Origin of the sequence: Snuella sedimenti, assembly GCF_016428595.1 — a bacterium.
GTDB classification, from domain to species: domain Bacteria; phylum Bacteroidota; class Bacteroidia; order Flavobacteriales; family Flavobacteriaceae; genus Snuella; species Snuella sedimenti.
The window spans coordinates 68,657-95,280 of sequence record NZ_JAELVQ010000017.1 but is presented as its reverse complement, the minus strand read 5'-3'; the positions used below and the strand labels follow the sequence as shown (position 1 = coordinate 95,280).

The following is a 26,624-nucleotide window of genomic DNA, read 5'->3' as shown; positions in this document are numbered from 1 at the left end:
TTATTTAAGAAATAGGGCAAAAATATAAAACGGAACTGAAAATCGTTCCTAGGATTTCAATGCCATAAAACAACAAATAATGCCTTTTTATTTGGTTTTTAACATAGAAAACTCAGGTTAGTATAAAATTTTACTTGTCTTCGATACGATTTTTGTAAAAATCACTCAAACTGACGTAAATATTCTTATGCAAGATTCGCATTATTTCAAACTGTTTTTATATTCTGAAGGCGTTATGTTGGTAATGGCCTTAAAGGTTCGATAAAAGGAGGTTTTAGAACTAAACCCACATTGCTCAGCAATCGATATCATGGTATAGGCTTCATTTTTCGGATCTTGTAGTTGTTGCTTAAAAGCTTCAACTCTTAAAGAGTTAAGGTAATTAATAAGTGATCCGTATTCGCTTTTTGAAAATAAGCGATTTGTTTCTTCTTCAGAAGATTCTGAAACGGTTATTATATCCTGAATGGAACATTCGTTGTTTAAATAAATTTCTGAAGTCCTAATAATAGATTTCAATTTTTCCAATGCTTCATCATCTTCCGGAGATATTTTGATGTTTGATTTCGATTTTAAGGCCAATCTGGGAATTATATATATTCCAACGAAGCCTAACAGGAAGATTATAGCCCATACCCAAATTTGCATATACCATTTGGGTTCATCTATAAAAATGATATCATCTACCATGATATGGCCCCACCCATCTGAAAAGTGATCGACAATTTCAATAGTTCCCGTCATCCCTTTTAGCCCCTTTACATCCCATTGGTGCGGTCTCAAATTACCATCGTTACTTCCTGTTGCTGAACAAACAATGCTGTCATTAACCAGTAAATTAACGCAGGTAAGCTTAGGATGGTTTCCTCCACCCACCAATAAGGTTACGTAATCGTGATTTATTTTAAAAGGTTTGGATCTTAATTTACCCTGCTTTTTGTCGTGGTTCCTTCCGAAGGAAAACGCAAAATACTCACCGTTAAATCCATTGGCCGAAATGGGATAGTAAACGTTAGTCCTGTTTCTAGGCACTTCAAAGGCTTCTCCTTCTACTTGCCAGTTACTATAGGTACCATTTTCGAAGTCTTCAAAAACAACTTCTCGTTGGTGAATTTTATCGCTAAACGTAAAATTATCAGCAATTATAAACCCTAGAGCATTACTTTCAAAAGGGGAGGCCATGGCATCTACAACCTCGATAACGGCTTCTCGTCCCTCTAAAGCACTAACATCCCAAACCACTTCCCGCAAGACCATATCATTCTCTCCGGTAGCAACTTTTACGATCTTATTGTTAATGATTAAATTGACGCATTCCCGAATATTATGATTGCCTCCAGCTATCAAAAATGAGATATACTTTCTATTGACCTTAAATTTATGGGATACCAATTTTCCTTGCGCCCTACTTTCGCCTTCTCCTTCAAAATTTGAATATGCGACATACTTCCCGTGGACATTCTTAATAGGTTCTGCCGTAGAATCTACATTGATGGGATTCACGAATGATTGCCCCTGCTTATTCCAATTGATGAAGCGTCCTTTTTCGAAATCATCGAATACAATGTCAGGTCTTTCTGTTTTAGTGCATCCAACAAGTAAAAAAATGAAAATACCGATAAAACGAAAAGTCATATAGAAATTAATCAAAAATTCATTTTATACCATTTCAACTTTAAATTTAATATCGAATTGGTATTAGGTAAATATACAACGGTCGTATTTAAGAAAAAAACCGATGAAGACAATCTGATTTCCTATTTGTTCAATAAATAGGATTCAATAAACGGTGCTATCGTGTTATAACCCTTTGCGTTGGGGTGTAACCCGTCCCTAAACAAGCTTTCATTAATTAATCCTTTAGCATTAAGTAACGCGTTTCCCACTGATAAATAATTAACTTGAAGCGTCTTAGTTATTTTCTCGATATTCAAATTCAATGTTTTTATACGGGCTTCTTGATCTCTTCTAGGAAGGATTCCCAATACTGCAATTTTAGCTTTGGGCTGACGCTCTTTTATTGCTAAAACCAAAAAACGAAGCCCTTCTATGATCTCTTCATTTGTATTTAAGTGCAAATTATTGGTTCCTATTTTAAGTAAAATCTGCTCGGCTTCGAATCCATCCAATTCATCGTGATACACACGCCATAGTACATTCTCTACTCTATCCCATCCATAACCAACATTTCTGACGCCAAGCTCTTCAAAATAACGTTCCCAAGAATCAGCTCCATTTACTACCGCCATATTAGGCACGCCACCCCATTGGTGCACTATGGAGTTTCCTATAAAACAAACTTTTGGCGGTTTAATTTTATTGGTCTCCAATATATTTTGGTGTCTCATATTCCAGTTGTAAACATCGGCATCTCTATTTTGTGTTACAGGTATGGTCGTAACTGTATTTCCAACTGGCTCCTTTATGATGTCCCGAATACGTGCTTCGTAAGCTTTAGCATAGTGTAACATTCCCAAATCGCTGGGATGTGTTCCGTCTACATAACTATCAATTCCTAAACCCAATTCCTCTTTTGTCAAGACATAGATATCTTTAACCCCTTCGGATACTAATTGTTCATACGCTATTTGCAAGGCTTTATTTAATTCGGAATAAATTTCATACCGCTCTTTATTTGTATTTCCATCGGAATACCCGGAATGTGCTACCAATAAAATAGGTGTCGATGGATGTTTACTTTTAAGGCGTTTCACTGAAGCTACAATACGTTGAAAAACAAAATCGAGCGTTCTTTCTTTGGTTGGTGATAAATTGGGCAAACAATCTAAAATATAGAGTTTTGCATCGATTGTTTCTATATAATCCAATACCTCATCTTCGAGTCTTCCATTACCAGAAAACCCTAAATTAATGATAGGCCTGTCTATATTTCTTCCTAAGATAGATGTCCATGCCATACCTGGACGTGATGCACAGGCTCCTTGCGCAATGGACGTCCCATAAACCACTATAGGCTTTTCTCTTCGTTTGGGTAGAGCGTTAAATACAGCGTTAGTTTCTGTTCCTATCTCTAGCCAATCCACTTCATTATACAGGGGCAAATACAATACATATTCTTGTCCTTTGTTATGATGTGATGCCTTTTTTAATTTAAGATTCGTGTAATTGTAAGTTATAGTATCTCCAAAAGTATATTGCCCTCTGTTCCATAGCCATTCACCATCATTTGTTTTGGTATAAAGATCGACTCCACTCACACCAGTAGCTGGCATATGATTAAAAGCCTTGCCTCCTCTAACTTTATATCTAACTACAATATTTTGTGAATTAGTTATAAAGCGAATGGATAGTCCAGCGGACTGCTTAGATAAATTCCAAACGGGCTTTCTAACTTTGCCTTCAGCAGTATCTGGAAGTCTGTTATAGTTCTTTATGTTTGGTTGAGTCCATCCCTGTCCCTCAACCACATGAAAAGGGCTGTGTACAGGATTCCACCAAGACAATTCGGTAGTTTCTTGAGAAAACCCCAAGGTAGTTACAAAGACGAAAAACAATAAAATGCATTTTACCTCCTTCATTATTTTCTTTTTAATATAAAATAAGCTCCAACTCCAATCAATATAAAAAGAAAAGCTAATGAATACCAAACAACCGCGTTGCTATTGTCCTCTACCTTTTCTTCTGGGATTTTAAATTGTTCGGCATGTACTATCTCTGGAATCTCATCAAATTCATCATCGAGATCAACAACAATGGGTTCGTAAGACACGCCATCGGGATCAACCGGGGCCCTGTTTTCTATAGCTAGAATACGACTCATTTCGGTTAGCACCATTGGGTTATCTACATCAAACCCCAATCGATCACTTAAACCTTGTCTCGTTTCCTTTGGCCAATCTAAGGGAATCTGGTAACCTAACATCCATTTTCTATCCAGACCACATTCACAATCTGCTCCAATGATAGATAAGAGTTTATATACTGTATCGTTTCCAATAGCATCATATTCTATTTTCTCTCCCATAATACGCCCTTTGCCATACACTACAAAAGCTAAGGGATCCTCTGGTATGCTAGTTACCCCTAAGCTCCACAATACTACCTGTTCTTGTTTAAATTGACTCGCTCGTATTGTAATCATATCTGGCCCAACGGCTACTTGTTTGGGCATGTTGGGCATAATATTGGTAATACGACCACATGCTTCTAATATAGTTTGACGTGCTTTTTCATTGGCCTCTTTATTTATCCCCTCTATTAAAATTACCGAAGCATAGTTTATGGGCAAGTTTTTAAGAAGCTGATTTTGTACAGGTGAATTTAACACATTCTCCCTTAAATTATTTCTATCGCTTGTTTCGGTCAAAGCCAACATGCGCCCGTTTTTGTCGACCAAAACGTAGGCAGGCAACGCTAATTTATGGGCCTTTGCAAAAGCAACAACAGGGTTTGATCCTGCATCAAACCCTATGGTACTTGTTTTTATATTTGACTCTAGGAAAGCTTGTTCCTGTTGCTTCGGAAACTCGGTTTTGTTTTCATCTATACGATACAAAACATAGGTCACCTTGGACAAGGTAGAGAACCCAATTTCCCTAATGGTATATCTACAGGCTTCAGCCGATGTAACATACATGGTTACCCATAAAACAAAAACAAGTTTTAACGATTTCATCTTAAAATGGTTATTAATGAAACAACATGCTTTCAGATACTAACTGCTTATTTAGTTTAGGACCTTCTATATACAAACTATAATCTGATGGTCCTTCACCAACAAAATGATCTACCAATAGAGGGTGTAATCCTTTTTTTAGTGGTAACACTTTACTTACCTCAGCGTTTCCTTTACTTTGTAATTCCACCATATTATGGAAGGAAACAAAATCGTAGCTTCTTGTCGATTTACTACTAAAGGTGTACATGCCATCTACCGGGATATTAACATAGCCTTTAAATCTTAGAGCAAAAGTATTTTGGTTTGCAAAGTCAGTAGCGTTAATGTCACTAACAATCTTGGCATTTACAGCTTTTATATCATCCAGTTTAGGAAGTTCATTGGTTTTTCCGTTTCCTTTGTAATATGCTCTGGAAACCCCTTGTTCTACCTCCGTTTCAACATTGGCTATTAAATTTGGAATTTGTATTTCAAAACTTGTCTCCTTACTTTCAATAAGCTTCCCTTTGTTTTTCCAAATCGTTTTGGCCTTTACTAAGGTTTTTTCTGAAAACGGTACTGGACCATCAAATTTTGGTGATTTAAGAGAAGGTGACGAACCATCGACCGTATAGTGCACTGTCCCCGATTGTCCGATACGTTCGATATAAAAAACCCAGTTTTCATCAATGAGTTGAGGGGTTTCAACTATTTTGGGTTCAGGATAAACTCTTGTAAAGGTCTTTGTTCTTGTAAAAGCTACTTTTTCATCATTTTTATTAACATAAACTACAGCTTTTAAATCTGTTGTTTCGGTAATAACAATAGGTTGGGTGTATAAATTTGAAGCCATCGTAGGTTCGCTTCCATCCAAGGTGTAATAAACAGCTCCATTAGCACTGTTTTTAGCTTTTATTTCAACCTTTAAGGTATCTACAAATTTTTCATCTTTATATATAAACGTGATGGGAGCCCTTGATTTAGGCGTGAATACCATAGACGTTTCCAACCAGTTACCACAACTACAACCGCCTCCAGCTTCTGGTGACAATACCAAGCCTTGTGCTGGAATTGTACTAATCCAACAATCGGGACGCAAACGTTCCCATTGCGAAAATTTATTGGTTTCAAAATTAAACTGAGTAACACTACCGCCTCTATAGAACGCCGATTGCTCCGATAAGGCATAGGATGCACAGCCATGTCCTGCTTTAGGCACTTCTTCCTTTAGCAAGTCGCCAGTATCCAATTGATACATTGCGGGCTTTACAATTAAACGGTTGTTTACAATGGCAGGTTTAGAAAGATGCCCTCCATGATCTCCAGAAAACCAATTTTGTTCTTTATTCCATACCAAGTCTCCTGTTGTTGTACTATAGTTATAAATATAATATTTCCCTGCAGCCGAAGCCAGTAAAACGTTAAAATCACTGCCTCCGGCCATAAAATAAGTCGTAACACCTGAAGCAGTATTAATAGGTTTTTCCCAATTAATTTTACCCGACACAACATTTAGGGACACCATATACAAGTCATTGAAAATACTTGGATCCGCCCGATTGTCTTTGGATAGTTTAAAACGTTTGTTTCTAGACTCCACAAAACTCATGGTATTGCCACTTATTGTTATTGTAGAATTTATGATAAATGAAGATGGTTTTTCATAGATCCAAACCGGTTTTAGTGTATTCTTATCTTTAGCAAAAATGTTATAACTCACTACTTTATCTGATAATGGCCCAGATTGACTATCGTACCAACCGTCTCCGCCGTAATAGTTTGTATAAGCACTCGCTTTTGGTGTTGCTGAACCAACTACCAAATTGTTCTTGACACTAACGTAGCCCCAATCATTCACTATGTTAGCCTGGTTACCTTGTTCTACGGGTATAATAGCATCTATAGCACCATTCTTATTATTGATTTTAATAAGGTTTTGCTTAATTGCTGCGTATACGAAATCATCATCGGCCACCCAATTACTACAATCGCGGTGGATGTTCATTCTGTTTAACCCTGGCAATTCTTTAGACCACAATACATTTCCGTTATAGGCATCAACAGCTACAATACGTTCTCTTCCCTGGACAAACATTTTACCATCTACAGCCAATGGAGACGGCTTTCGGCCACTTCTATCGGTTTGAAAACGTGGTCCCGGGCGTCCCATCCATTGAATTTCAAAGTCATCGGTCCCAGTTGACCCCCAAAGGCTTTCCCCTCCAAAAGCACTGTTATCTGCCAAGCCATATTGATGTGTCCATTTACCAGCCGTTTCATAAGGCGCTTTCCTTAATTTACCATACCCCTCCTCATTTATATAAGTTACTTGCCACATATTAGTCGCCTTACTTAACCAATTGTCAAAATTGGATGCTGTTTTATCTAGAAGCGCATAACCTTCTGGTTTTACTATTCTAATAACCTCGTCGGCTTCACAACCGGATGTTTTGTTTACCAGTACAATGTTTGCAATATCACTGGTTATTGGCAAATGGGATAGATCGTTTACATGGTGTACAGCAATTTTGCTACCATAAATACCTGTAGCTTGTATTTCTTCTCTTAATTTCTGTACATCGGATTCCGAAGTATCAAACAACATCACTTTAATCCCGGTAACAGAAGCGATCTCTAATGCTTTCTCCTTATTCTTTGTTCCGAATACAACGGCTATCCCTTTTTTGAAATCTTTTAGGGTTTCAATTTCTTTTACCAGGGCACTTTTTTCTGAATTATCATTAACAGGCTCGTCATGGCTTTCATAATTAAAGAAATTATCGAACTCATAATATGCCGATTTACTGTCTCCTGCAATGATTTGGTATTCATAAATAAAATCTTTTCGGACATCATTTATTACAATACGGTGATTTTTAGTTGTTTTCTTTTCGTTAATACGCTTTTTCCCTGAATCGTCTCCCCAATTAATTTCACAATTAATTGCATCTTTAGTCACAAAAGCTATTTCTACACTATTAGGGCCAATGGTCGTCACAAAAGGACCGGCTTCTAATTCTAAATTTACTGTTTCTGGTTCTTCTTCTTTTTTAATTACCTCATCAACATTAGCTGGCTTATTTGCATTTTCGGCTAATAAACTATTCTCTCCTTTACCACTTCTAAAACAATAAATATGTCCTTCGCCTGTCGATGCAAACAACGCATTATCGGCTACTGTCAATGCATAAACAGCACCTTTAACAGGAGCTACCCAAAGCGGAAACCCATTTTTGGTACTTACGGCATACACTTTATCTGTCGCACCCACATAGAGTACATCTCCAGATATAACAATACGATGTGCTTTATAATTACGCTTTAACCATACTACTTTCTTAGTTTTTCTATCGTAGGCCGATATGGAATTATCGGTTAGAATGTAGCTAAAATCTCCACTAACTACCATTTCCTTACCGTCTTTAAAAGACATGTAATCGGCGTTCTTTTTATCCTTTCTTTCTGCTACTGAAGCAAATTCCCCTAAAGTTTCTGCAATGCCTTTGGCTCTCGTATTATTTGGGTGCACTATATTCTTCTCGGGTGTTACCAATACAAAGCATCCGCCTGTTCCAGCCAACTGCCCTTTACTCTCTCCTGTATTTTTATCGAAAAAAATAGGAGAAATACGACCTTGTGGCTGAATAATCTTTGAGCCTGTTGAAGCCATTGCGCCTTCTAAAGTTAAATTCTCATAGGTTTTAATGTATGTGCCTGTGCCTTGAGGTTTTCCTGTTTTAACATTTACAGCACAGAAGTACGAATCTTTCCAAGGTAATAGTGATGCTCCAAAATAGGCTATATTGTCTTCTATTAACACTCCTGTTCTTATAGGCCAAAAGGAAATAAGTGCATTATTGTTAATTACTTTTTTAGGTTGTTCTGCTACTGGTGAATACTTCCATACTAATTTGCCACTGGTTGCTTTAATACAGTAAGCATAGCCATCATCCGATCCAAAGAGCAATTTACCTTGGTAAAAAACCGGAGCAACACGAATAGGGCCTCCAGTTGTAAAAGTCCATAGTTCTTTTCCTGTTTTACTATCTAAGCAGTGAATGGCATTATCGGCAGTCGATCCATAATATAATTTGTTCCCTACAACGATGGGGTAATATGATAAATCGTAATCCCGCATGGATGGTAAAGGCCCGCTTCGTGCATAAGTGTCTTCTTTTGCCGGACCATACCAAGCAGGTACAGGCATTTGCGGTGCAGTATACTGCCAGTCCTCTCCCAAGCTCGCTAAATCTAATTGTATGGCTGCATTGGCACTACGGTAATTGTCCTTTTTGAATTGCGGCCAATCTTTAGCTGGATCCAGCTTCATTTCTTCTTCACAACTATAGCACAAAGCCATTAACACCCCTAAAAGAAGTGCTTTAATTGTAAGATACTTTAATACCTTTTTCATTCGTTTAAATTTTAGTAATTATTTTGACTATATGTTAATTATAAAATTAAGAACGAATGTAAGCTCTCGTTGCACTCGTTCTCTCATTAAAAATTTTAAACATTACTTTTTGTGAAGAATTTTTTAAAATTTGTTAATGCTCGTTTCATTCGTTTAAATTTTAGTAATTATGTTATTAGTTGTCCTTTATCCAATCGAATGGTACGGGTAGCATAAGTATCTGCCAAATGTCCATGTGTTACCATAATGACCGTTCCTCCCTTTTCTTGATAAGCTTTTAGATAATTCATGACATCAATGGTGTTTTTCTCGTCCAGATTTCCTGTAGGCTCATCTGCTAAAATCAAAGAAGGATTAATTATTAGAGCCCTTGCCAAGGCTACGCGTTGCTTTTCGCCTGCACTTAATTGTGAAGGTTTATGGTATAACCTATCCTTGATACCCAGCTCCTCAACAATACGAAAAACATCAGCTTCATTAATTTGTGCTCCGGTTAGTGTATTGGGAAGCATAATATTTTCAAAGACATTTAAATAGGGTAATAAGTGATAGGACTGAAACACAAAACCAATTTCATTAGCCCTATAGCTACCGCGCTCTTTTTCCGATAATTTACACAAATCCTTGTCATTAACTACTATGGTTCCAGAGGACGGCTGTAACATCCCACCCAAAATAAATAGAAGTGTTGATTTTCCACTTCCACTCTCTCCTTTAATTAATAAAAACTCTGATGTTTCAACTTTTAAGTTAATACTGTTTAAAGCTGTAACATTACTTTTTCCTGAATTAAACTGTTTGCTTATGTTTTGTATCTCTAACATATTCTATTCTTTAAGTAATTCTGCTGAATCCCTATTAACAGCCCATAATACGGGCAATAATGATGATAATGCCGCGAAAAATGGTCCTATAATTACCGCTCCAAGTAATAAAAAGTAATTTGGAGTAATAGCTATTTTAGTGACATTGAATATATTAGGCCCTAGCTGATAAGAACCTATCGTACCAATTACAAACCCAATGATGGCTCCTATAAAACCTATGAGCAATGCCCTTAAAAAAAACTGTTTACTTATACTCCAACTGGTAACACCAATAGCACGCATAATACCTATTTCTGGGGTGCGCTCTTTTACGTTTGTCATCGTTACCGATCCGAGCCATAAAGCACAAATAATGAGTATAATTGGAAATAAGAAGAAAAAATACCTATCGGCCATTTTACGTTGCTTTTCTCTGGCATCTGCCACACTGGACTTCATAATGACTTTTGCTTCGGGTGCTATTTTTTTCAATTCTGCCCTAAGTTCTCCCAAAGGATCTCCATTTTTTGTAGAGCACATACAATTAATGGCCATTACTTCATTAACACGCCCTTCCATTTTTACTAAGGACTGAAGTGTTCCTAAATCGAAATACATCCTAACATCATCTTCACTTCCAGATTCCGTTAAAGTTTTAGCAACTTCAAACGATTTATTAAAAACGGCAATCGTATCGCCTTCTTTTATATTGAACTGGTGTGCTATCTCATAGCCCAAATACACTTTATCCTTCTCAATGGCAAAAATCATTTTTGATTTTTTTGCTCCTGAGGGTTCTCTTTCTTGGCTTGAAATTCCGGTAAGCACCACATGTTTGTCCCGCCACTGAACACGTTTATGAAGTGTCGCTGTTAAATGTGCATAGTTAACCGACTTTTGATTTACCAATTTATCGACTACTTCTTCAGACATACTTAAATTGGAGTACCCTTCAACCCAAAACTGGTTAATATCGGTACCTCCAGGAATAATACGTACATTAAACCCCATATCCCTAGTTAAACGAATGGTTTCTTTTTGTGTAGCCCGCGTCATGGTATAAAAAAATACTACCAGTGTTACAATGGTAACCATTCCTAAAAGTCCCATTAAAAAATTGAACTTTCTATGTATTATTTCTTTTAAAATCAGTTTCATCTGTTACTTATTTTAACTACCACAAACTGTGCATCCCTTTCGTTGCTTTATTCCGATGGTTTGTATATCCATAGTCCGCATATTCATTGTTAACAACCTGTTTGTTAATGGTGTTCCAAACCCAGATATTAACTTAATGGCCTCGATAGCTCCTAAACAGGCAATGGTACCCGAAACGGCTCCAAAAACAGGAAATCTACGTTTCCATGCTACGGGTTGCTCTGGGTACAAGCACGATAAACAAGCTGTTTCACCAGGTACGATAGTGGTTATTTGAGCTTCTAACTCATACATGGCACAATCTACTAGTGGTTTCCCTTGTTTTACGGCCTCCCTATTCATTAAAAATCGTTCTTCAAAAAGCGGTGCAGCATCTACAATTACATCGGCCATACCGACTAATCTTTCTGCATTGGCCTCATTAATATTCTCTGGAACACTAATTATATTTAATCTTGGGTTTAATTCTTTTAAACGACGCTCGGCCGATTCTACCCTAGGTTTCCCCAGCCAATCGTGCGTCATCAATAGTTGCCTATTCAAATCACTTGGCTTTACATTGCCTGCGTGGGCCAAAATAAGTGTCCCAACACCTGCCGCAGCCAATTCATAAGCTACAACACTACCTAATCCGCCACAACGGGATACTAAAACGGTACTGTTTTTTAGTCGTTCTTGTCCTTCAACACCATGATCTGGCACGTCCAATTGCCACTCGTAAGTTGCTAATTCTTCTGCTGTTAACTGTTTCATTTTATCCGCCTGAAATTGGTGACATTAATGTAATTTCCATACCATCTGCTAATGTTACATTATCTTCGTAATTTACTTGTGATTGATTTATCACTATTAAGTTGGAATGTCGATAGGCTCCTTTTTCGTCAAACAGAATGGCTTTAAACCGTTCTCCGTAAATCCCTCCCAAATTAGTTAGCAACTGCTGTAAATTAGTTCCATCATTAGCTGTAACTGTATCACTAGCTTTACCAACAACATCTTTTATTTGAGCCGTAAATTTTAATGTTATATCCATTTCTTTTATAATTCTGTAGGCATTAATTCTTTAACATGACCGTCTTCAAATTTTAATACGTGGTCCGCCAACTTAATGGCTTCATCTTTTGAGTGTGTAACATGCAATATTGTAATATTTAAATTCTTTTTTAAGGTTTTTAACAGATCCAGCATATCATCTTTAGTATGCTCATCTAACGCACTTAATGGTTCATCTAAGCACAATACATCTGGATAAAAACTCAAAGCCCTTGCCAAGGCTACACGTTGTCTTTCTCCGCCACTCAAATCGTGCGCTTCGCGTTTTAACAAATAGGTAATACCCAAATCGGATGCCAGTTGCGCAACTCGCTCTTTAATATCCTGTTTAGACCATTTCCTTAACCGCAAAGCAAATCCGATGTTTTCGGCAATGGTCATATTCTTAAACAAAGCACCGTCTTGTGGCACATAGCCAATTTCTCTTTTGGCAGGCATTAAGGTTGTAATCTCCTTACCATTTAACCAGATTGCCCCCGATTTTATTTTTCGTAAACCGCAAATGGATTCCATGATGGTGGTTTTACCACAACCTGTCTTCCCCATTAGTACCATATAACTGCCTTTGTTTACTTTAAAGTTTACATCGGTTAAGGTAAACTCCCCTTGTTTTATATTTATATCTACACATGTTATCATATTACAAAGCTGTGTTTTTATCGCCAAACAACCTTACAATAAGCAAGACCGCAAAACCGGAAAGTATCATAATTAAAGACACGGCTACGGCTGCTTCAATATTACCTACCGACATTTCTAAAAATACGGTTGTGGGCAATACTTCGGTACGCATTCGGGTTGCCCCCGAAAAAATAAGAATGGGACCAAATTCACCCAAAGCTCTTGCCCAGGCTAGCGAAGCCGCAGTTAAAATACCATTTTTAGCTTGTGGCAACAAGATATAAAAAAACGATTGCCGCTGGTTACAGCCTAATGTCAATGCAACTTGCTCCTGTCTGTTATTAATTTGAATAAAGGTAACATACATGGTTCGAACAGCAAAGGCACAAGCAACCATAAACTGCGCTATAATAACACTATACACGGTATAGGTTATGCGTACATGGCTCTCTATAAATTGTCCTGGTGCTGTTTGAAATAAAATGAGCAAACTCAATCCAATTACTAATGGAGGCAATACAATGGGTATATCGAGTACGGCATCGATAACCTTTTTAAAGCGGAATTCAAAACGTGCCATAAAATACCCCAAAGGGATAGCGACCAACACACTTAAAACCATGGTAATTGTACAGGTAATCAAACTTAGTTTAATTGCATATTGTATTTCCTTGCTTTGCAAAGCTTCCAAAATATGCCCTGTTGTAGTATAAGATAAATCGGCTAGCATCATTGCCAATATCAAAATGATATAGGTTGAAGCTACAACGCCCATCATTAAAAAAAATGGCAAGTTAGACTTTACTTTTAAAGACCTTTTATGTTTACTTATAGTTTTTATCTTTTTACATTTTAAGTTATACTATTATAAACCATCTGGTCTCTCCTTATATCGTCCCAAAAGCCTTATCTAAAATGTGTATGGCTTTCTGCAAATCGTTTCTTTGAATAGTCAATGCTGGTGATAGCTGTAAAACATGTCCTTGGGACACTTTAAAGCTTAATCCTTGGGACAAACAGCTATACATTATCTTTTCCGCTTCGGTATAGGCTGCTTTATTGGTTTCTGGATACCTTAACTCTAATCCCCATAAGAGGCCTAATCCGCGTACCTCACTAATTAAAGGGTGCTTTCGTTTTAATGCTTCTAAAGCCGTTGTCATGAAAACGGCATCATCATTTACTTTTTGCAACAAATTGTTCGAATCAATATAATCAATTACCGCCTGTGCTGCAGCACAGCCTACAGGGCTTTTTTCGTGCGTGAAGTGTCCTAATGAAATATCTTGTGCTATGTTATGCTCCTCCCTACACACCATAGCTGCAAAGGGAATTACACCTCCACCAAGGCCTTTTCCCAAACATAAAATGTCCGGTTCTATATCAAAATTCTCAAAAGCAAACATCTTGCCTGTACGCCCCAAGGCAATAGGAATTTCGTCCAAAATCAATAATACATCATGCTTAGTACAAATTTCCCTAATGCGCCTCCAATACTGTTTAGAAGGAATTTGAACATCCGTATTTCTTACAGTTTCTGCAATAAAAGCACCTATTTCTCCTTCTTTTTCGATAACGTACTCCAAATAGTCGGCCGATTTCATTTCATCTTCAAAAAAACCACCACTGCTCATTGGTGGGGGAATTCGGATAACACCAGGCATCATAGGTCCCATATGCTGACGAAAAACGGCTTCTCCTCCTGCACTTATTGCGTCTAATGATGCACCATGAAAAGAATCCCAATAAGAAACCACCTTATGTCTACCTGTAACAACACGTGCCAACTTTAGAGCCATACTCACTACCGAAGTCCCTCCGGGAGCAAACAGCACCCTATCGAGACCCTTTGGCAATAAAGCTGTTAGATTGGCCGCAAAGTTAACTGCTGTTTTATTGGTGTAACGCCTTGTTGAAAATGATAATTCGTCTAATTGCTTCTTAACTTGATTTATCACAAATGTATTGGAAAAGCCTATTTGATGTACATTATTACCATGAAAATCAAGATATTCCTTTCCTTGTAAGTTTTTAATCGAAACGTCCGAACACGAACTTAAAACATCCAAACAAGGTGTCGACATAGCCTGGTGTACAAACAACCGTTCATCGTCTTTTAATACTTGTAAGGTCTCTACATCTAAAATATTCTCTTGATGCCATTGTTCTCTTTCTTTCGAAAGGTTTACATCTCCTTCTGTTTTTAAAACTTCTTTATTCATGATTAATTAGCAGTATTATATTTCCATTCAAAGCCATTTTCAAGATAATTTTTTTTCGAACTATCGGCTGTCAATGCTTTTAGCAAACGTTTCATTAAGTTTTGGTAGTTTGAATTGTTTGAAATTCCAAAATTCTGAAGGGCATTTGCCTGATCTTCGGTTAAATGCACTATATCGATTTTATCCTTTACCTGAGCTACATTGGCAGCATAAACAACAACAGCATCCAATGACCCTGTTCTAATCTGGTTTACCAACAAATCGGCTGTTGGTGTTTGTGAACGCACATTTTTATATACAGACTCCCATAATTTCTGGCTTTCGAGAAGCTTTTTCGTTAGTGCCCCTAAAGCACTTTGATTGTGATTACAAACGCCTAATTTCAAATCATCTGCTGTTAAATCTTTTAAGCTTTTAATATTTTTTGGATTCCCTTTCTTTACTGCTATAACAATGTCGGTTTTGGATATATCGACTATGGAACCAAACTTATCTTCTACTTGAACCATAAAGGAGACATCGCAAGAAAGATAGCCATCCGGACGCTGTCCCGCTTTAATTTGTGACACTAAAATGCCGCAGCCATTATACACTCTATCTACTTGAACACCTTCGCGTTTCTCAAAATCTTGTATAGTTTTATCGATAGCAACACGATTCACGCCTCCACTATAAAAAAGTAGTCTGGGTTTCTCATTCCACTTGTCCCCTTCAATAATTTGATATGCATAATCTTTAAATACAGACAAGCCCTTATCCTTGGCCGATAAATATCTTATAAACTTAAGCGCTTCGGTTGGTTGCGACGAATAATTAAGTACCCCGATGGTTACATTTTTAACATAGTTGTTAAACAAAGGAACTTCAACAATTTCTAAGTCTTCATACTGTTGGGCGGTCGCATCCCAAATTATTCCTGCGTCTGTGCTACCCAGTTTGATAGTATTAGCTACTTCATTTACGGTTGGCATTAAAACGGACACATGTGGTTCAAACGCCTCCCATAACTGGGCATTTTCAAGCATTTTTTTAGTCAATCTACCTATAGAAGCTGCATCTGGGTTGGCTATTACAACCTTAACATCTTCTTTGTACAAATCTTCAATCTTAGTTATGTCTTTGGGGTTTCCTTTAGCTACGGCAATTACAGGTTTAATAAACGCCAGTGGTTGTGTTTCCGCAATCAATCCATGTGATTGGGCTTCTTGAATATAACTTTTATCGGCTGCCAAATACAAGTCCCCTTGTTTAGCTACTCGCAAATTAGACAACAAGGTTCCTGATCCACCATACTGCAAGTCCACACGAACCCCATAATCTTCATAATATTGCTTTGCTACTTTTTCTACAACTGGCTTTATCCCTGCTGCACAATACAGTAAAAGACTTTTTTCTTCTTGATTCTGTTTACAACTGTTACAAAATGCAATTAAAACCACACATAAAAACAAAACGTGTTTTTGCTTTATAGACATGAAAAACTTTATTATTTATTTAACAAAAATGCAAATATTTTTACTAATAGTAAAACATATTTATGTTAAATTTCTAAAAATCAACTAAACATATTTTACTTAACTTACTTTAGCAATATATATAAACTAAATAAAAAATCAATAGGTATTTCGCATACTTTCTACGTATAAAAATTAAGCGGTCGGCTCTCCTATAAGGAAGGGTATCCGACCGCTTGTTTTATTGTTGCGCCTCTCAGTAAAACCCCATCTCTAAGCTAAAAGACAGAATACAAAATACTTTATTATTTTACTGCCAATTTATTAAGAACAGCTTTAGCATCCTGCAATAAGCCTTCTAAATCCTGCGGCTTTTCTGTAACATTAAATTGTCCTACAACTTCATTCAAATAATCTAAGGTATCCAAATCATTTTTAGCCGTAAGCTCTTCTCTTAAAATCCGGATCTTTTCAGCATCTTGAATGCCTTCTCTTAATGTTTCAAAACGAATGGAACTGCGATTGTCTGGGTATACAATATAGGTGTCTCCTGCAGGCCACGCTCTAAAACGGGAATCTTGCAACGGATTTTCCACCCAGCTGTTATAGGCCCAACGTAAGAAGCCATCAAAATCGGCTGCTATTGTATACCAACCTATAAAAATACCCTCTGCCGGTTCAGAAAACGTAAATGTATTTGGAAATTTATCCGAACAGCACACATAATGCGTACTAACGTAACCATTAGTACGTCTCTTAACTAAGTCTTCTTCATCTACAGGGTGTCCAAAAGCAGCAGACATGTCTTTCAACTCATCAGGGTAAAGTTTATAGCTCTTATGATTATCGGCGAAAGCCACACCAAACTCCGGTGCATGTTGATTCAATAATTTCAGCATCGCCTGCATCTCTTCAGGTCCTCGCTCGTCCATCGCTATTCTTGTTATTCCATCCCAGCCTTTTTCTCGTATATGTGCTTTAAATTGTTTTAAAAACGGCACCCACAAGGCCTCGTATTCCGGTGTTCCTGGAGGCGCTTTCAACTTAACTTCTTTATTCTCATTCTCATCGAAGTAATAAAATTCATTGCCCCAAGGCACCATGGAGTAACAACTTATCTGTTTTTTAACACCAAGATCCATCATGAACTGCACCCAATTGTCAAAAACAGTGTAATCGTATTCCCAAGAGCCGTCTGTTTTCTTCTTCCATTCTATCATGGCATCAAAAGGATCGAAGGTTTGCCCACCCCAAGGGCGCTTATTTAATGATACTGTAATCACTTTTTGACCAGCATCCGCAAGCCTCTTCATCAACGGCCTTAATAAATCCCAATGTGCTTGCGACCAAGGTTCTACGTTATGAAATCGTGATACTGCATAGGGGTTTTGCCATAAATCCAAATGAAACTTCCAATCGGAAGCTGGTGGCAACACCTTATCTACAACCTTTAAGATCATTTCGAATTCCTTTGCTTCTTGACCTTCTACATTTAAGGTGATATTGCTTTTATATGCTCCTGCTTCAGCATTTGCTGGCACGTTTACCGTAACCCATAACGGACGTGTTTCTTTGGCTTTTACAGCATACGAAGCCACCGTATCCAATGCATCTGCCGCCAATGAAGCTGCGAAGTCTTCAGGCTTTCTATAGCCACAACCTCCTGCAAATTCGTCTGTAATAACATATTTAACAAAACGCAACTGAGCAGCGTTGGAAGGAATGGTTGCTCCACTTTCAGATTTAAAATCTGAAATTTCTGCACTAACCTTTGTTACTGAATCTTTGGACCATAGCACCAATTGCCCTGAAACACGCTCACCTTTCCATGCCTCTGCGCTTAGAGAAGCATTCTCTTCTACATCTGGAATAACGCTTTTTACAAAGCGTTTATTTATAGAAACAGCTGATGCCTGTAATCCGTTAGGAAGCGCATCCCAGTTTTGGGATTCACTTGGAGATGGATCTTGTGGTTCTTCATAAGTTTGACTTACTATTACTTCTTTTTGTTGCTGGCAACTTATCAAAAAACACAATAACATGATTGAATAAATAGACTTCATATGTTTTTTTACTTAAAATTTAATTATTTATCTGATTAATTACTATTTCTGCATCTGGCCATGGCACCTGTTGATCGGTTTCTTTATTGGATGGCATTTGTGCATTTACACTTCTCAAATAGTTTCCTAACTCTATTGCCAAAGCTTTAAGCTTTTCTTTTTCACTTGTAACCAAGTTAGTTGTTTCTCCTATATCATTAGCGATATTAAAAAGCTCGAAGCGGCTATCAAGGTGATAATAAATTAATTTCCAATCGCCTTTACGAATGGTACTGGAAGCTCCTATACCTGGTCCTGATGGTCCCCATTCGTTTGGATAGTGCCAAAACAAAGCGCGCTCATTATTTTTCACGTCTTCCCCTTTTAGTACGCCCATAAAGCTTTGTCCGTCTATTTCTTGCACGGTGTTATAATTTTCAACACCTGCCAAATCTAAAATGGTTGGGTAAAAATCTTCTATAATAACCTTTGTATCGGTAACTGTATTGGGTTTTATCTTATTAGGCCATTTTACCAACATGGGCTCACGAATACCACCTTCGTAAGCCGACCCCTTACCGCTGTTTAGAGGCTTGTTATGCGTGTTGGGCTCTCCGCCTCTGGCATGTACGCTCAAGCCACCGTTATCGGACATAAATAAAATAACTGTATTTTCTGCCAGTTTATTTTTCTCCAAATAATCCATAATGTCGCCTAAACTTTTATCCATACCTTCTATCATGGATGCATATTTGGCTTCTTTGGTATCTAATCCCGCATCTAAATATTTTTGCTCAAATCTGTTATCGCCATAAAGTGGTGTATGCACTGCATAATGTGCCATATACAGGAAGAAAGGTTTTTTGGCAACCTTAGCACTATCTATAGCCAGTATTGATTCCTTAGTTAGTGCTTCGGTTAAGAATATATCTTTACCATGGTATTTTTCCAAACCTGGTACCGCCCAAACTTCCTTTCCTTTTTCACCATTCCCAAAATTTTCTATTCCTAGATAACTTTCGGGAGCGCCTGCAGCGTGTCCCGCTATGTTTACATCAAATCCTATGTTTTTGGGATTCTCCGCCGGGGTTCCAATAGCTCCAAAATGCGCTTTGCCAGTATGGATAGTATAATACCCTGCCTCTTGCAATAATTTAGGTAACGGTGTTGCATATACTGTACTTTCAATATCCGGCACAGGACTCAAACCATTTACATTCCACCTAGGGAATTTTAGTTTTTTATGGTTTACCTCCATAGGCTGCAACATGTCTCTTCTAAGCGTCCAATTGGTTACTCTATGTCTGGCCGCATTCATTCCTGTCATCAAGCTAACTCTTGTTGGTGAACATACAGACGTTGCATAGGCTTGCGTAAACTTCATACCCTCCCGAGCAAGACGCTCCATGTTTGGCGTATTGTAGCGTGCATTAAAAGCAGTTTTCTTGGTCCAAAATGGCACTGAGGTATCCTGCCAGCCCATATCGTCGACCATAAACAAAACGATATTTGGTTGCTCACTAACTATCGCTTCTCTTTGCCCCTCCGTGGTAGTATCTTTCTGTTTACAGGAGAAAATGATGCAACAAATAGCTAAAACACCTATTACTTTACATATATTATGCATAACCTACATTATTTGTAGTTACATTCTATTTACTCTAACACTTTCGCATAGTTAATGCCCAAATCGTCCCAGCGGCTTTGCAACTTGTTTAAAGCCACCTTAAAACTGTTAAAGTCTTTATTTTCCAATGCTGTCCAACCAACTTCTGCATAGGCAGCAATTCTTGGGAATGTTTGACGTTCCACATCTTTATTAGTAGGCGTCCATTCACTCCACATTTGACATCCTAACCCATAAATATTTTTATGATACTGAGCCTCTAAACCTTTTGGTATAGGATTAAAACTATAGGCTTTTTCTAAACTTATGTTGTTATAACCATAATCCAAGTATGTATTGCTATGTAATGAATTCACAATACCGTAACCTTTCTTAGCTGCTTCTGTGGCTAGTTCCAAATTTCCTTTCCAAAAATGCACAACTACATTCTTGGCCAACTCGGTTTCGGCTTCTTTATCGTCTTTCTTTTCCTCAAAGCCTTTGTGGACATTGATTCCCATAATCTCATTCCACCCCATCATTCTTCTTCCATTCTCTTCAATAAATTTTGAAATCTTATTGGTAAAGGCGATCTGTAAATCGGCAGGCGTATTGATACCGTTTTCCTTCATGTATTGTTGCACATGTTTTGATTCTTCCCAAACTTTATAGCCTACTTCGTCACCTCCTATATGAATTACTTTGGAAGGAAATAACTCAAACAACTCTTTTAAAACATCTTTTACAAATTGCTCAACTTCGGGTTTTGTTACGTCATAGTTATCGAAATGCCTTCCAAATTTCACTGGGACATCTATGTCTTCACCTGCTGTACCCAACCAAGTATATGCAGCAATCGCTGCACTGGAGTGCCCAGGCATCTCAAACTCTGGCACAATGGTAATATTTCTTTCTGCCGCATAGGCTACAATATCCTTAACTTGCTCTTGTGTATAAAATCCTCCGTGTGGCTCTCCCGACGTTTTTCCGCTCCCCCAGGTTTCAATTTCACTGTCTGCCCTAAAACCACCTACTTCGGTTAAAAGTGGGTACTTTTTTATTTCTATACGCCAACCCGCATCGTCGGTTAAATGCCAATGAAATATATTCATCTTTAGCAATGCCATTTGATCTAAAATTTGCTTTACAAAAGCTTCACCATGAAAGTAACGTGATTCATCAAGCATATAGGCTCGCCAGTTAAAACGGGGCGCATCTTCTATACTAACACAAGGTACTAACCATTTTTTATCACCTTTTCCTGATTCTGGTGTTTCTGGTGTTAGCATTTGCTGTATGGATTGTACGCCATAGAAGTAACCAGCCGCATCACTTGCACTTATTGTAATTTGATTTGGTTTTATATTTAATTGGTATGCTTCCGTCTGCAAACCATCAACCTCCTTAAACATTACGTTAGCAGAAGCTCCTTTTACTAACTCCAATTTATTACCAGTTTCATTAGCTATTGTATTAATTAAGTGATTTGCCGCAATTTGTTGCTCCTCTGTTTCAACAGAAACAGTTATCCCTTCCTTAAAGGCAAACGAAAATTCTCCCAAAGTTAGCTTTGATGGCTTTGGAATGATAGTTACTTCTGATGATTGAAACGTTCTGTTTTTTTCTGCACAGCTACTTATGGATATCACTAGCAAAAAAATGAAAAAAGAATAATAGCGCATGGTTTGTTTTTTAGAAATTTATGTTTTGTGCTCGAACACAAACTTATTGGTTAATTGTTTAGAATACAAATTAATTTGTATAATAATTATAGTACTCACTAAAAAACGGTCTTGAAACGCCCCCCCCTTAAGACAGAGTCCTGAGGATTTTTTTCTACTAAACACGTCCCATAAACGGATCTGTTTTAGAGTGCTTGCCTGTTTCTACCCTACCCGAAAAACGTCTTTCAAAGGTTTTTACATCTTTAACCTTCACAGAAAAATCATACCAACCATAACTTTCACTAGATTTTAATACTATACGTTTTGATTCATTCGCAACTACATGATTCGTTTTAGATAGACTATAAGCATGATCCATAATTTCTACCGTATGTTCTTTTCCAGAACCATTAATTATCTCCAACTCTATATTTCCTGATAGCTTCTTTAAAAAGCGTCCTGATTTTTCGTAATGGCAAACAATGGTTAATTCTGGGTCTGCAATATTTCCTTTGTACTCCCTATAAAATCCATTGGGACCATAGGCTCGTAAATGGTAATTCCCGTCCTCAAAATGATCCAAGGCCCAAGCATCTGTTACCTGTTCCCCTGCCTCAACCGCAAACGGCCATGTCTTAACGGGTAGAAAATCCTTTTTCCCTGAAGCATCTTCCTGCAAATAATTTCCAGGTGCATATACGTTAAACGGTGCTCCTGATGTTTTGTCTCCAAAAACGGCATTAGAAGCTCGAAAGGACAACTGAATTAAACCATTGTTTTTGTCCAAAGTATCATGTATGTAAAGTTCGTAAGGCAAAGCGCAGGAATCCTTAATCCCTGGTTCTTGTACAGACATAAATGGAAGGCTGAGATTTCCCGAACGCACTGCGGTTACCTCCTCATTTGTCAACGCCTTAAAGCTCGACGGTGGGGCTTTAAAATTTGCTTTGTAAATATCCTGCATAAACGAATCGCGATCCACAAAGTCAGAGAAGTTGAATGTTGAGGGTTCGAAAGGCCTAAAGGCTGAAGTTATATCTCCTGAAATAGCCCTACGCCAACTGCTTATGTTGGTTTCTTTAATCGGTTTACCTGTTTTTCTATTTAGGAACTTTTCCATGAATTGTAGTGGTGATGTAAGATCGCATACCTCAGAGTTTACCCATCCTCCACGGGTCCATGGCGAGGCCACGATCATAGGAACTCGATACCCCAAACCAACGGGACTCTCTCTGGCATATTCTGGCTTGACACCTCGCTTTTTAATTTCTTCTTCTAAAGTGACATATTCGGACGTTGCATCTATGCCTTGTGATATTTTATTTTTTTGCTTTGGATTTGGTGCAACAAACGGAGGTACATGATCAAAATAACCATCATTCTCGTCATAGGTAAGAATAAATATTGTTTTTTTCCAAACTTCTGGATTTTTTGTTAAGATATCCAGCACTTCAGACACATACCAAGCACCAAACCATGGGGCACTAGGATGGTCGGAAAACTTTTGTGGCGCCACCAACCAGGATACAGTTGGTAATTTTCCATTGTTAACATCTTCCCTAAACTGATGAAGGATGTCTCCCTTAGGTATTTCAAGGGTTCTCGCTTCACCATTATCATCAAAGGTTAAGGCTTCCGTCTCATGATAATGGGGATCGTTACTATTTGTAGTAAATGCTTTTTTATGAATGTTCTTTTGGAATTCGGTAAGTTTTTCAAAGTTTTCAGGACTCCAAATTTCTAATTCCCGGCTTATTTTTAGTAACTGACTTTTTTTCTGTTTTAATTTGTTTTTTAACTTTTGGACTGATTGTTTTGGTAATTCTTCAATGCTTCGCTCTAATTCACTGATTTCGTCGGGAAGCTCGCTAAAACGTTTTTTTAAAAAACTTTGATGGCTTTTACTGAAGCGTACGTTAAACTGACTAAAAAACTCAAAATTATTATCGGTAAAGTTGGCCAATAAGGCCTCTTCCTCTCCGCTCAAACCGGTTTGAAGACTGATCTCGTTTTGATAAACCCGCCAGGGGATACCATGCGCTTCCAAACGCTCTGGAAATGTTTTCCAGTTAGCTTCATTATTGTAATAGGTTTCACTATTTATAAGACATGGCTTTGAGGTAGGGGTATTTCTAATTTTTCCTGACCAAAAAAAGTTTCTGTTAGGTGTTGTTCCTGTTAAACTGGAACAAAAATGCTGATCGAAGACAGTAAACGCATCTGCAAAAGCATAATAAAAGGGAATGTCTTCCCTGTTGTAATACCCCATGGTCAATGGCATATCCCTATAAGCTTTGCGGTGCGTCTTCTTGGCCTCTAACCAATTATCATACTTTCCATTATTGCGTGCATCAACTTGGTTGCTCCACGAATGAGGTAGGTCACCAATCCAGGTAGCACGGGTCGCCTTCATGTCCAATCGGAAAGGCGCATAAGTCTCTCCTTTTTTATTGGACTGCAACCAGACCGGATTCCGGTTGGGCAGTGTAATCGCTCGGGGATCGTTAAAACCCCTAACGCCCTTTAGCGTTCCAAAACAATGGTCGAAAGACCTATTCTCCTGCATTAACAAAACAATGTGCTCGGCATCCTCGAAGGTACTACCTATTTCAGGATCGATAGACAGAGCGCGCTGGATGGAAGCTGGTAAGCTACCTACAACACCCAATCCGCCAGTTAACAATCCTGCCTGCTTTAAAAAATCTCTTCTTGTACTCATAATTTCTTTTTTTTATCTAAAATAAGGCTCAATATAATTTCTGTTCTATTTGAAAGGCTTAGAGACTGTTTAAATTCCACCTTTTGGTTTTGTTATGCCCCTTTTTTCACCACTTTTCGTTATGAAAACCCTCATTTAGCACTGCTAAACTCCGGTTTTAAATTCTTAACCATATAACAACAATAATAGTATAGTTTACATAGGTCGTTAATTCTTTGGCTGCATTATTTGTTAGATCGTTAACACTTTTAACCTTAATAAACTATACTTTTTTAAATAGTTTAAAAGGAATTAGCACTATAAAATTATTTACTAAAAGGTCTTTTAAACTATAAAACTCCTCCTTTTCAAAATTTATTGAAAATGGAGGAGTATGGTATATTTTAAGAGGCTTTATTACTCTATCAAATAAGCTGATATTTCAGCCATAGATGCATTATTTGTGCCATCGTGGGCCACCTTGGCTATAAATTTAAAATATCTAAACGTTGCGGGTGAGGGCAAATTAATATCTATATTTGCAGTTGTCTTAGCTAACACAAAATCACCTAAACTTTGCCAGTTCGAATTATCATTACTCACCTGTATTTCGATATCCTTTACAGTCCTATTAAGTGATTGCCTTTGAACAAACCTAAAACCGTCAACAGTAATTGCTGCTCCTGCATCCACCGTAATATGGTGGGGTGGTGCGGCAGAACATCCAGACCAGCACGAATGCCAGTACGTATTAACATTACCATCCAGCACATCGGCTGCACGTCCGGTAGATCCTTCGCCTCCTTGATCTTCCTGAGAACTGTAATCGATAACAGACCATGCCGATCTATCCACCTCGGTATGCACAGGTATGGATGGCACTTCTAATTGTGAAAAATTGATATTAGGAGCCACTCCATTTGCTGATCTTGTATGTGAGGAATAAGGCACTCCATTATCACTAAAGAAACCACAGTTTCTTAAATAAAAGCTGTTTGAACTGGTCGAACTTACACCGCCATCATAATCAAATCTAACGTCATTACTTGCTGTGCTATCCACACCAAGCTGAGCGGTTGTCATTTCATACCAATTGCCTTGGGTGTCATATACCCATTGATTTGCATAATTTGCAAGTCTTGTTTCATCACCCATTGTTGTATGGAAATTTTCTATAAATGAATATAGGGTTGTTAAATGTGGCCCTGAAGAGTATGGCTTTCTAAAACTGGCTATCAATTTCCATTCTCCAACCTCAGGAGCGTAAAAATATGCCGTATAATCGGTAGAATTGGCAACATTTGACTCACCTTTCAACAAAAATTTATAGGTGTTTCCTGCAACCCAAGGGAAGTTCAAATAACTTTGGGCTCCAGACCCTTCGCCTCCAAATTCACCTACTGTTACACCATCGCCATAGCCTAATGGAATTACGGTATATTCTGCAGGAATTTGGTTAGGGTCCTGTGTATCGTAAGCGCTCCATACCGAAAACAAAATATGTCTATCTGTTTCACTGTTTACCTGCATTCCAAAATACCCCCCAGAAAAACCATTGGCCATGAAATACGATCCTACCGGATCCATTCCTACTGGTACTGTTACCTCGTTATAAAACCAAGTAATGTCCTTATTGGCTGGTTCTTCATAACCTAAATGACAGGAAGGCCCACGTCTCCCCCAATAAAACCAATCTGATTCGACATAGGTGATGTTAGACGACCAAGCGTTGTCACCAAGCAACACATCTGATATCTCTCCAAAGGAACCTCCACCAGCTGTAACACCTTCCAATTCTACATAATAATAGCCTACTTGGTTAATGGTAACCGAGCCTATATAATGTTTTTTAAAATTATTGGAACTCGAAAATGTTTTTTCTTGTGAAACACCATCAAAAGTAACCTTTAATGTGGTATTTCCTGCAAACTTTGCCTTAATCCCAAGTTCTATTGAACCTGTTGCCTTGGCATAAAAATAAGTTCTGATCTTGTCACTTGAACTTGTCCAATTTTTAATCCCTCCTGATACAATTATATTGTCAGTCGCTGTTGGATTATCTACCACCCAACTATTCCCTTCACAGGGTACCGATATGGACAAGCTATTGGCGGGAGGAGGCCCTCCGGCATTGACCGCTATCATGTCCTCGGACTCGTTTAAAGTTTCATCCTTATCACATGAATAATTACATAAGAGTGATGAAATACATACTAGTAATACTAATTTAATTGTTTTCATTGTTTTTAGTTTAGTTTAATAGTTAAT

17 protein-coding genes are annotated in these 26,624 nt (G+C 37.8%); all 17 read right to left on the bottom strand.

Annotated elements, in window-relative coordinates:
• Window positions 1-201: 201 nt before the first annotated feature.
• Window positions 202-1,635 (bottom strand): helix-turn-helix domain-containing protein, encoded by a 1,434-nt coding sequence (locus tag JF259_RS12775; protein WP_199115723.1) that lies wholly within the window; start codon window positions 1,633-1,635, stop codon window positions 202-204.
• A 122-nt stretch (window positions 1,636-1,757) separates the two neighbouring features.
• On the bottom strand, window positions 1,758-3,539 hold the full coding sequence (locus JF259_RS12770) for an SGNH/GDSL hydrolase family protein (protein WP_199115722.1): 1,782 nt from the start codon (window positions 3,537-3,539) through the stop codon (window positions 1,758-1,760).
• Window positions 3,539-4,636 (bottom strand): hypothetical protein, encoded by a 1,098-nt coding sequence (locus tag JF259_RS12765; RefSeq protein WP_199115721.1) that lies wholly within the window; start codon window positions 4,634-4,636, stop codon window positions 3,539-3,541. The genes JF259_RS12770 and JF259_RS12765 overlap by 1 nt, the downstream gene beginning before the upstream one ends.
• Before the next feature lie 13 nt (window positions 4,637-4,649).
• Entirely contained in the window at window positions 4,650-9,032 is a 4,383-nt protein-coding gene (locus JF259_RS12760) for an outer membrane protein assembly factor BamB family protein (protein WP_199115720.1), read from the bottom strand.
• A 167-nt stretch (window positions 9,033-9,199) separates the two neighbouring features.
• Entirely contained in the window at window positions 9,200-9,856 is a 657-nt protein-coding gene (locus JF259_RS12755; protein WP_199115719.1) for an ABC transporter ATP-binding protein, read from the bottom strand.
• Between the two features lie 3 nt (window positions 9,857-9,859).
• Window positions 9,860-10,996: an ABC transporter permease gene (locus JF259_RS12750; RefSeq protein ID WP_199115718.1), complete on the bottom strand. Its 1,137-nt coding sequence runs from the start codon at window positions 10,994-10,996 to the stop codon at window positions 9,860-9,862.
• Window positions 10,997-11,008: 12 nt separating this feature from the next.
• A complete protein-coding gene (locus JF259_RS12745) occupies window positions 11,009-11,749 on the bottom strand; it encodes a HesA/MoeB/ThiF family protein (RefSeq protein ID WP_199115717.1) in 741 nt (246 codons plus the stop codon).
• A 1-nt stretch (window position 11,750) separates the two neighbouring features.
• Window positions 11,751-12,029, bottom strand: coding sequence for a MoaD/ThiS family protein (locus JF259_RS12740; RefSeq protein ID WP_199115716.1), 279 nt, complete (start codon window positions 12,027-12,029; stop codon window positions 11,751-11,753).
• 5 nt (window positions 12,030-12,034) lie between these two features.
• Window positions 12,035-12,688: an ABC transporter ATP-binding protein gene (locus JF259_RS12735; protein ID WP_199115715.1), complete on the bottom strand. Its 654-nt coding sequence runs from the start codon at window positions 12,686-12,688 to the stop codon at window positions 12,035-12,037.
• Window position 12,689: 1 nt separating this feature from the next.
• Complete coding sequence (locus JF259_RS12730; protein WP_233164261.1) at window positions 12,690-13,448, bottom strand: ABC transporter permease; 759 nt, start codon at window positions 13,446-13,448, stop codon at window positions 12,690-12,692.
• Between the two features lie 109 nt (window positions 13,449-13,557).
• On the bottom strand, window positions 13,558-14,892 hold the full coding sequence (locus JF259_RS12725; RefSeq protein WP_199115714.1) for an aspartate aminotransferase family protein: 1,335 nt from the start codon (window positions 14,890-14,892) through the stop codon (window positions 13,558-13,560).
• A 2-nt stretch (window positions 14,893-14,894) separates the two neighbouring features.
• A complete protein-coding gene (modA, locus tag JF259_RS12720; RefSeq protein WP_199115713.1) occupies window positions 14,895-16,367 on the bottom strand; it encodes a molybdate ABC transporter substrate-binding protein in 1,473 nt (490 codons plus the stop codon).
• A gap of 284 nt (window positions 16,368-16,651) precedes the next feature.
• Entirely contained in the window at window positions 16,652-18,409 is a 1,758-nt protein-coding gene (locus JF259_RS12715; protein ID WP_199115712.1) for a DUF4091 domain-containing protein, read from the bottom strand.
• 19 nt (window positions 18,410-18,428) lie between these two features.
• Window positions 18,429-20,015, bottom strand: coding sequence for a sulfatase (locus JF259_RS12710; RefSeq protein ID WP_199115711.1), 1,587 nt, complete (start codon window positions 20,013-20,015; stop codon window positions 18,429-18,431).
• Window positions 20,016-20,044: 29 nt separating this feature from the next.
• A complete protein-coding gene (locus JF259_RS12705) occupies window positions 20,045-21,676 on the bottom strand; it encodes a beta-N-acetylhexosaminidase (protein WP_199115710.1) in 1,632 nt (543 codons plus the stop codon).
• 157 nt (window positions 21,677-21,833) lie between these two features.
• Window positions 21,834-24,377: a phosphocholine-specific phospholipase C gene (locus JF259_RS12700; protein ID WP_233164259.1), complete on the bottom strand. Its 2,544-nt coding sequence runs from the start codon at window positions 24,375-24,377 to the stop codon at window positions 21,834-21,836.
• Window positions 24,378-24,773: 396 nt separating this feature from the next.
• Complete coding sequence (locus JF259_RS12695; RefSeq protein ID WP_199115709.1) at window positions 24,774-26,597, bottom strand: DUF3472 domain-containing protein; 1,824 nt, start codon at window positions 26,595-26,597, stop codon at window positions 24,774-24,776.
• Window positions 26,598-26,624: the final 27 nt, after the last annotated feature.

Excerpts from the sequence above, each read along its gene's own strand:
- JF259_RS12700 (WP_233164259.1), bottom strand. The coding sequence starts at position 24,377 with ATGAGTACAAGAAGAGATTTTTTAAAGCAGGCAGGATTGTTAACTGGC.
- JF259_RS12730 (WP_233164261.1), bottom strand. The coding sequence starts at position 13,448 with ATGATGGGCGTTGTAGCTTCAACCTATATCATTTTGATATTGGCAATG.
- JF259_RS12715 (WP_199115712.1), bottom strand. The coding sequence starts at position 18,409 with ATGAAGTCTATTTATTCAATCATGTTATTGTGTTTTTTGATAAGTTGC.
- JF259_RS12710 (WP_199115711.1), bottom strand. The coding sequence starts at position 20,015 with ATGCATAATATATGTAAAGTAATAGGTGTTTTAGCTATTTGTTGCATC.
- JF259_RS12705 (WP_199115710.1), bottom strand. The coding sequence starts at position 21,676 with ATGCGCTATTATTCTTTTTTCATTTTTTTGCTAGTGATATCCATAAGT.
- JF259_RS12775 (WP_199115723.1), bottom strand. The coding sequence starts at position 1,635 with ATGACTTTTCGTTTTATCGGTATTTTCATTTTTTTACTTGTTGGATGC.
- JF259_RS12725 (WP_199115714.1), bottom strand. The coding sequence starts at position 14,892 with ATGAATAAAGAAGTTTTAAAAACAGAAGGAGATGTAAACCTTTCGAAA.
- JF259_RS12745 (WP_199115717.1), bottom strand. The coding sequence starts at position 11,749 with ATGAAACAGTTAACAGCAGAAGAATTAGCAACTTACGAGTGGCAATTG.
- JF259_RS12750 (WP_199115718.1), bottom strand. The coding sequence starts at position 10,996 with ATGAAACTGATTTTAAAAGAAATAATACATAGAAAGTTCAATTTTTTA.
- JF259_RS12765 (WP_199115721.1), bottom strand. The coding sequence starts at position 4,636 with ATGAAATCGTTAAAACTTGTTTTTGTTTTATGGGTAACCATGTATGTT.
- JF259_RS12770 (WP_199115722.1), bottom strand. The coding sequence starts at position 3,539 with ATGAAGGAGGTAAAATGCATTTTATTGTTTTTCGTCTTTGTAACTACC.
- JF259_RS12735 (WP_199115715.1), bottom strand. The coding sequence starts at position 12,688 with ATGATAACATGTGTAGATATAAATATAAAACAAGGGGAGTTTACCTTA.
- JF259_RS12760 (WP_199115720.1), bottom strand. The coding sequence starts at position 9,032 with ATGAAAAAGGTATTAAAGTATCTTACAATTAAAGCACTTCTTTTAGGG.
- JF259_RS12695 (WP_199115709.1), bottom strand. The coding sequence starts at position 26,597 with ATGAAAACAATTAAATTAGTATTACTAGTATGTATTTCATCACTCTTA.
- JF259_RS12755 (WP_199115719.1), bottom strand. The coding sequence starts at position 9,856 with ATGTTAGAGATACAAAACATAAGCAAACAGTTTAATTCAGGAAAAAGT.
- JF259_RS12740 (WP_199115716.1), bottom strand. The coding sequence starts at position 12,029 with ATGGATATAACATTAAAATTTACGGCTCAAATAAAAGATGTTGTTGGT.
- modA (WP_199115713.1), bottom strand. The coding sequence starts at position 16,367 with ATGTCTATAAAGCAAAAACACGTTTTGTTTTTATGTGTGGTTTTAATT.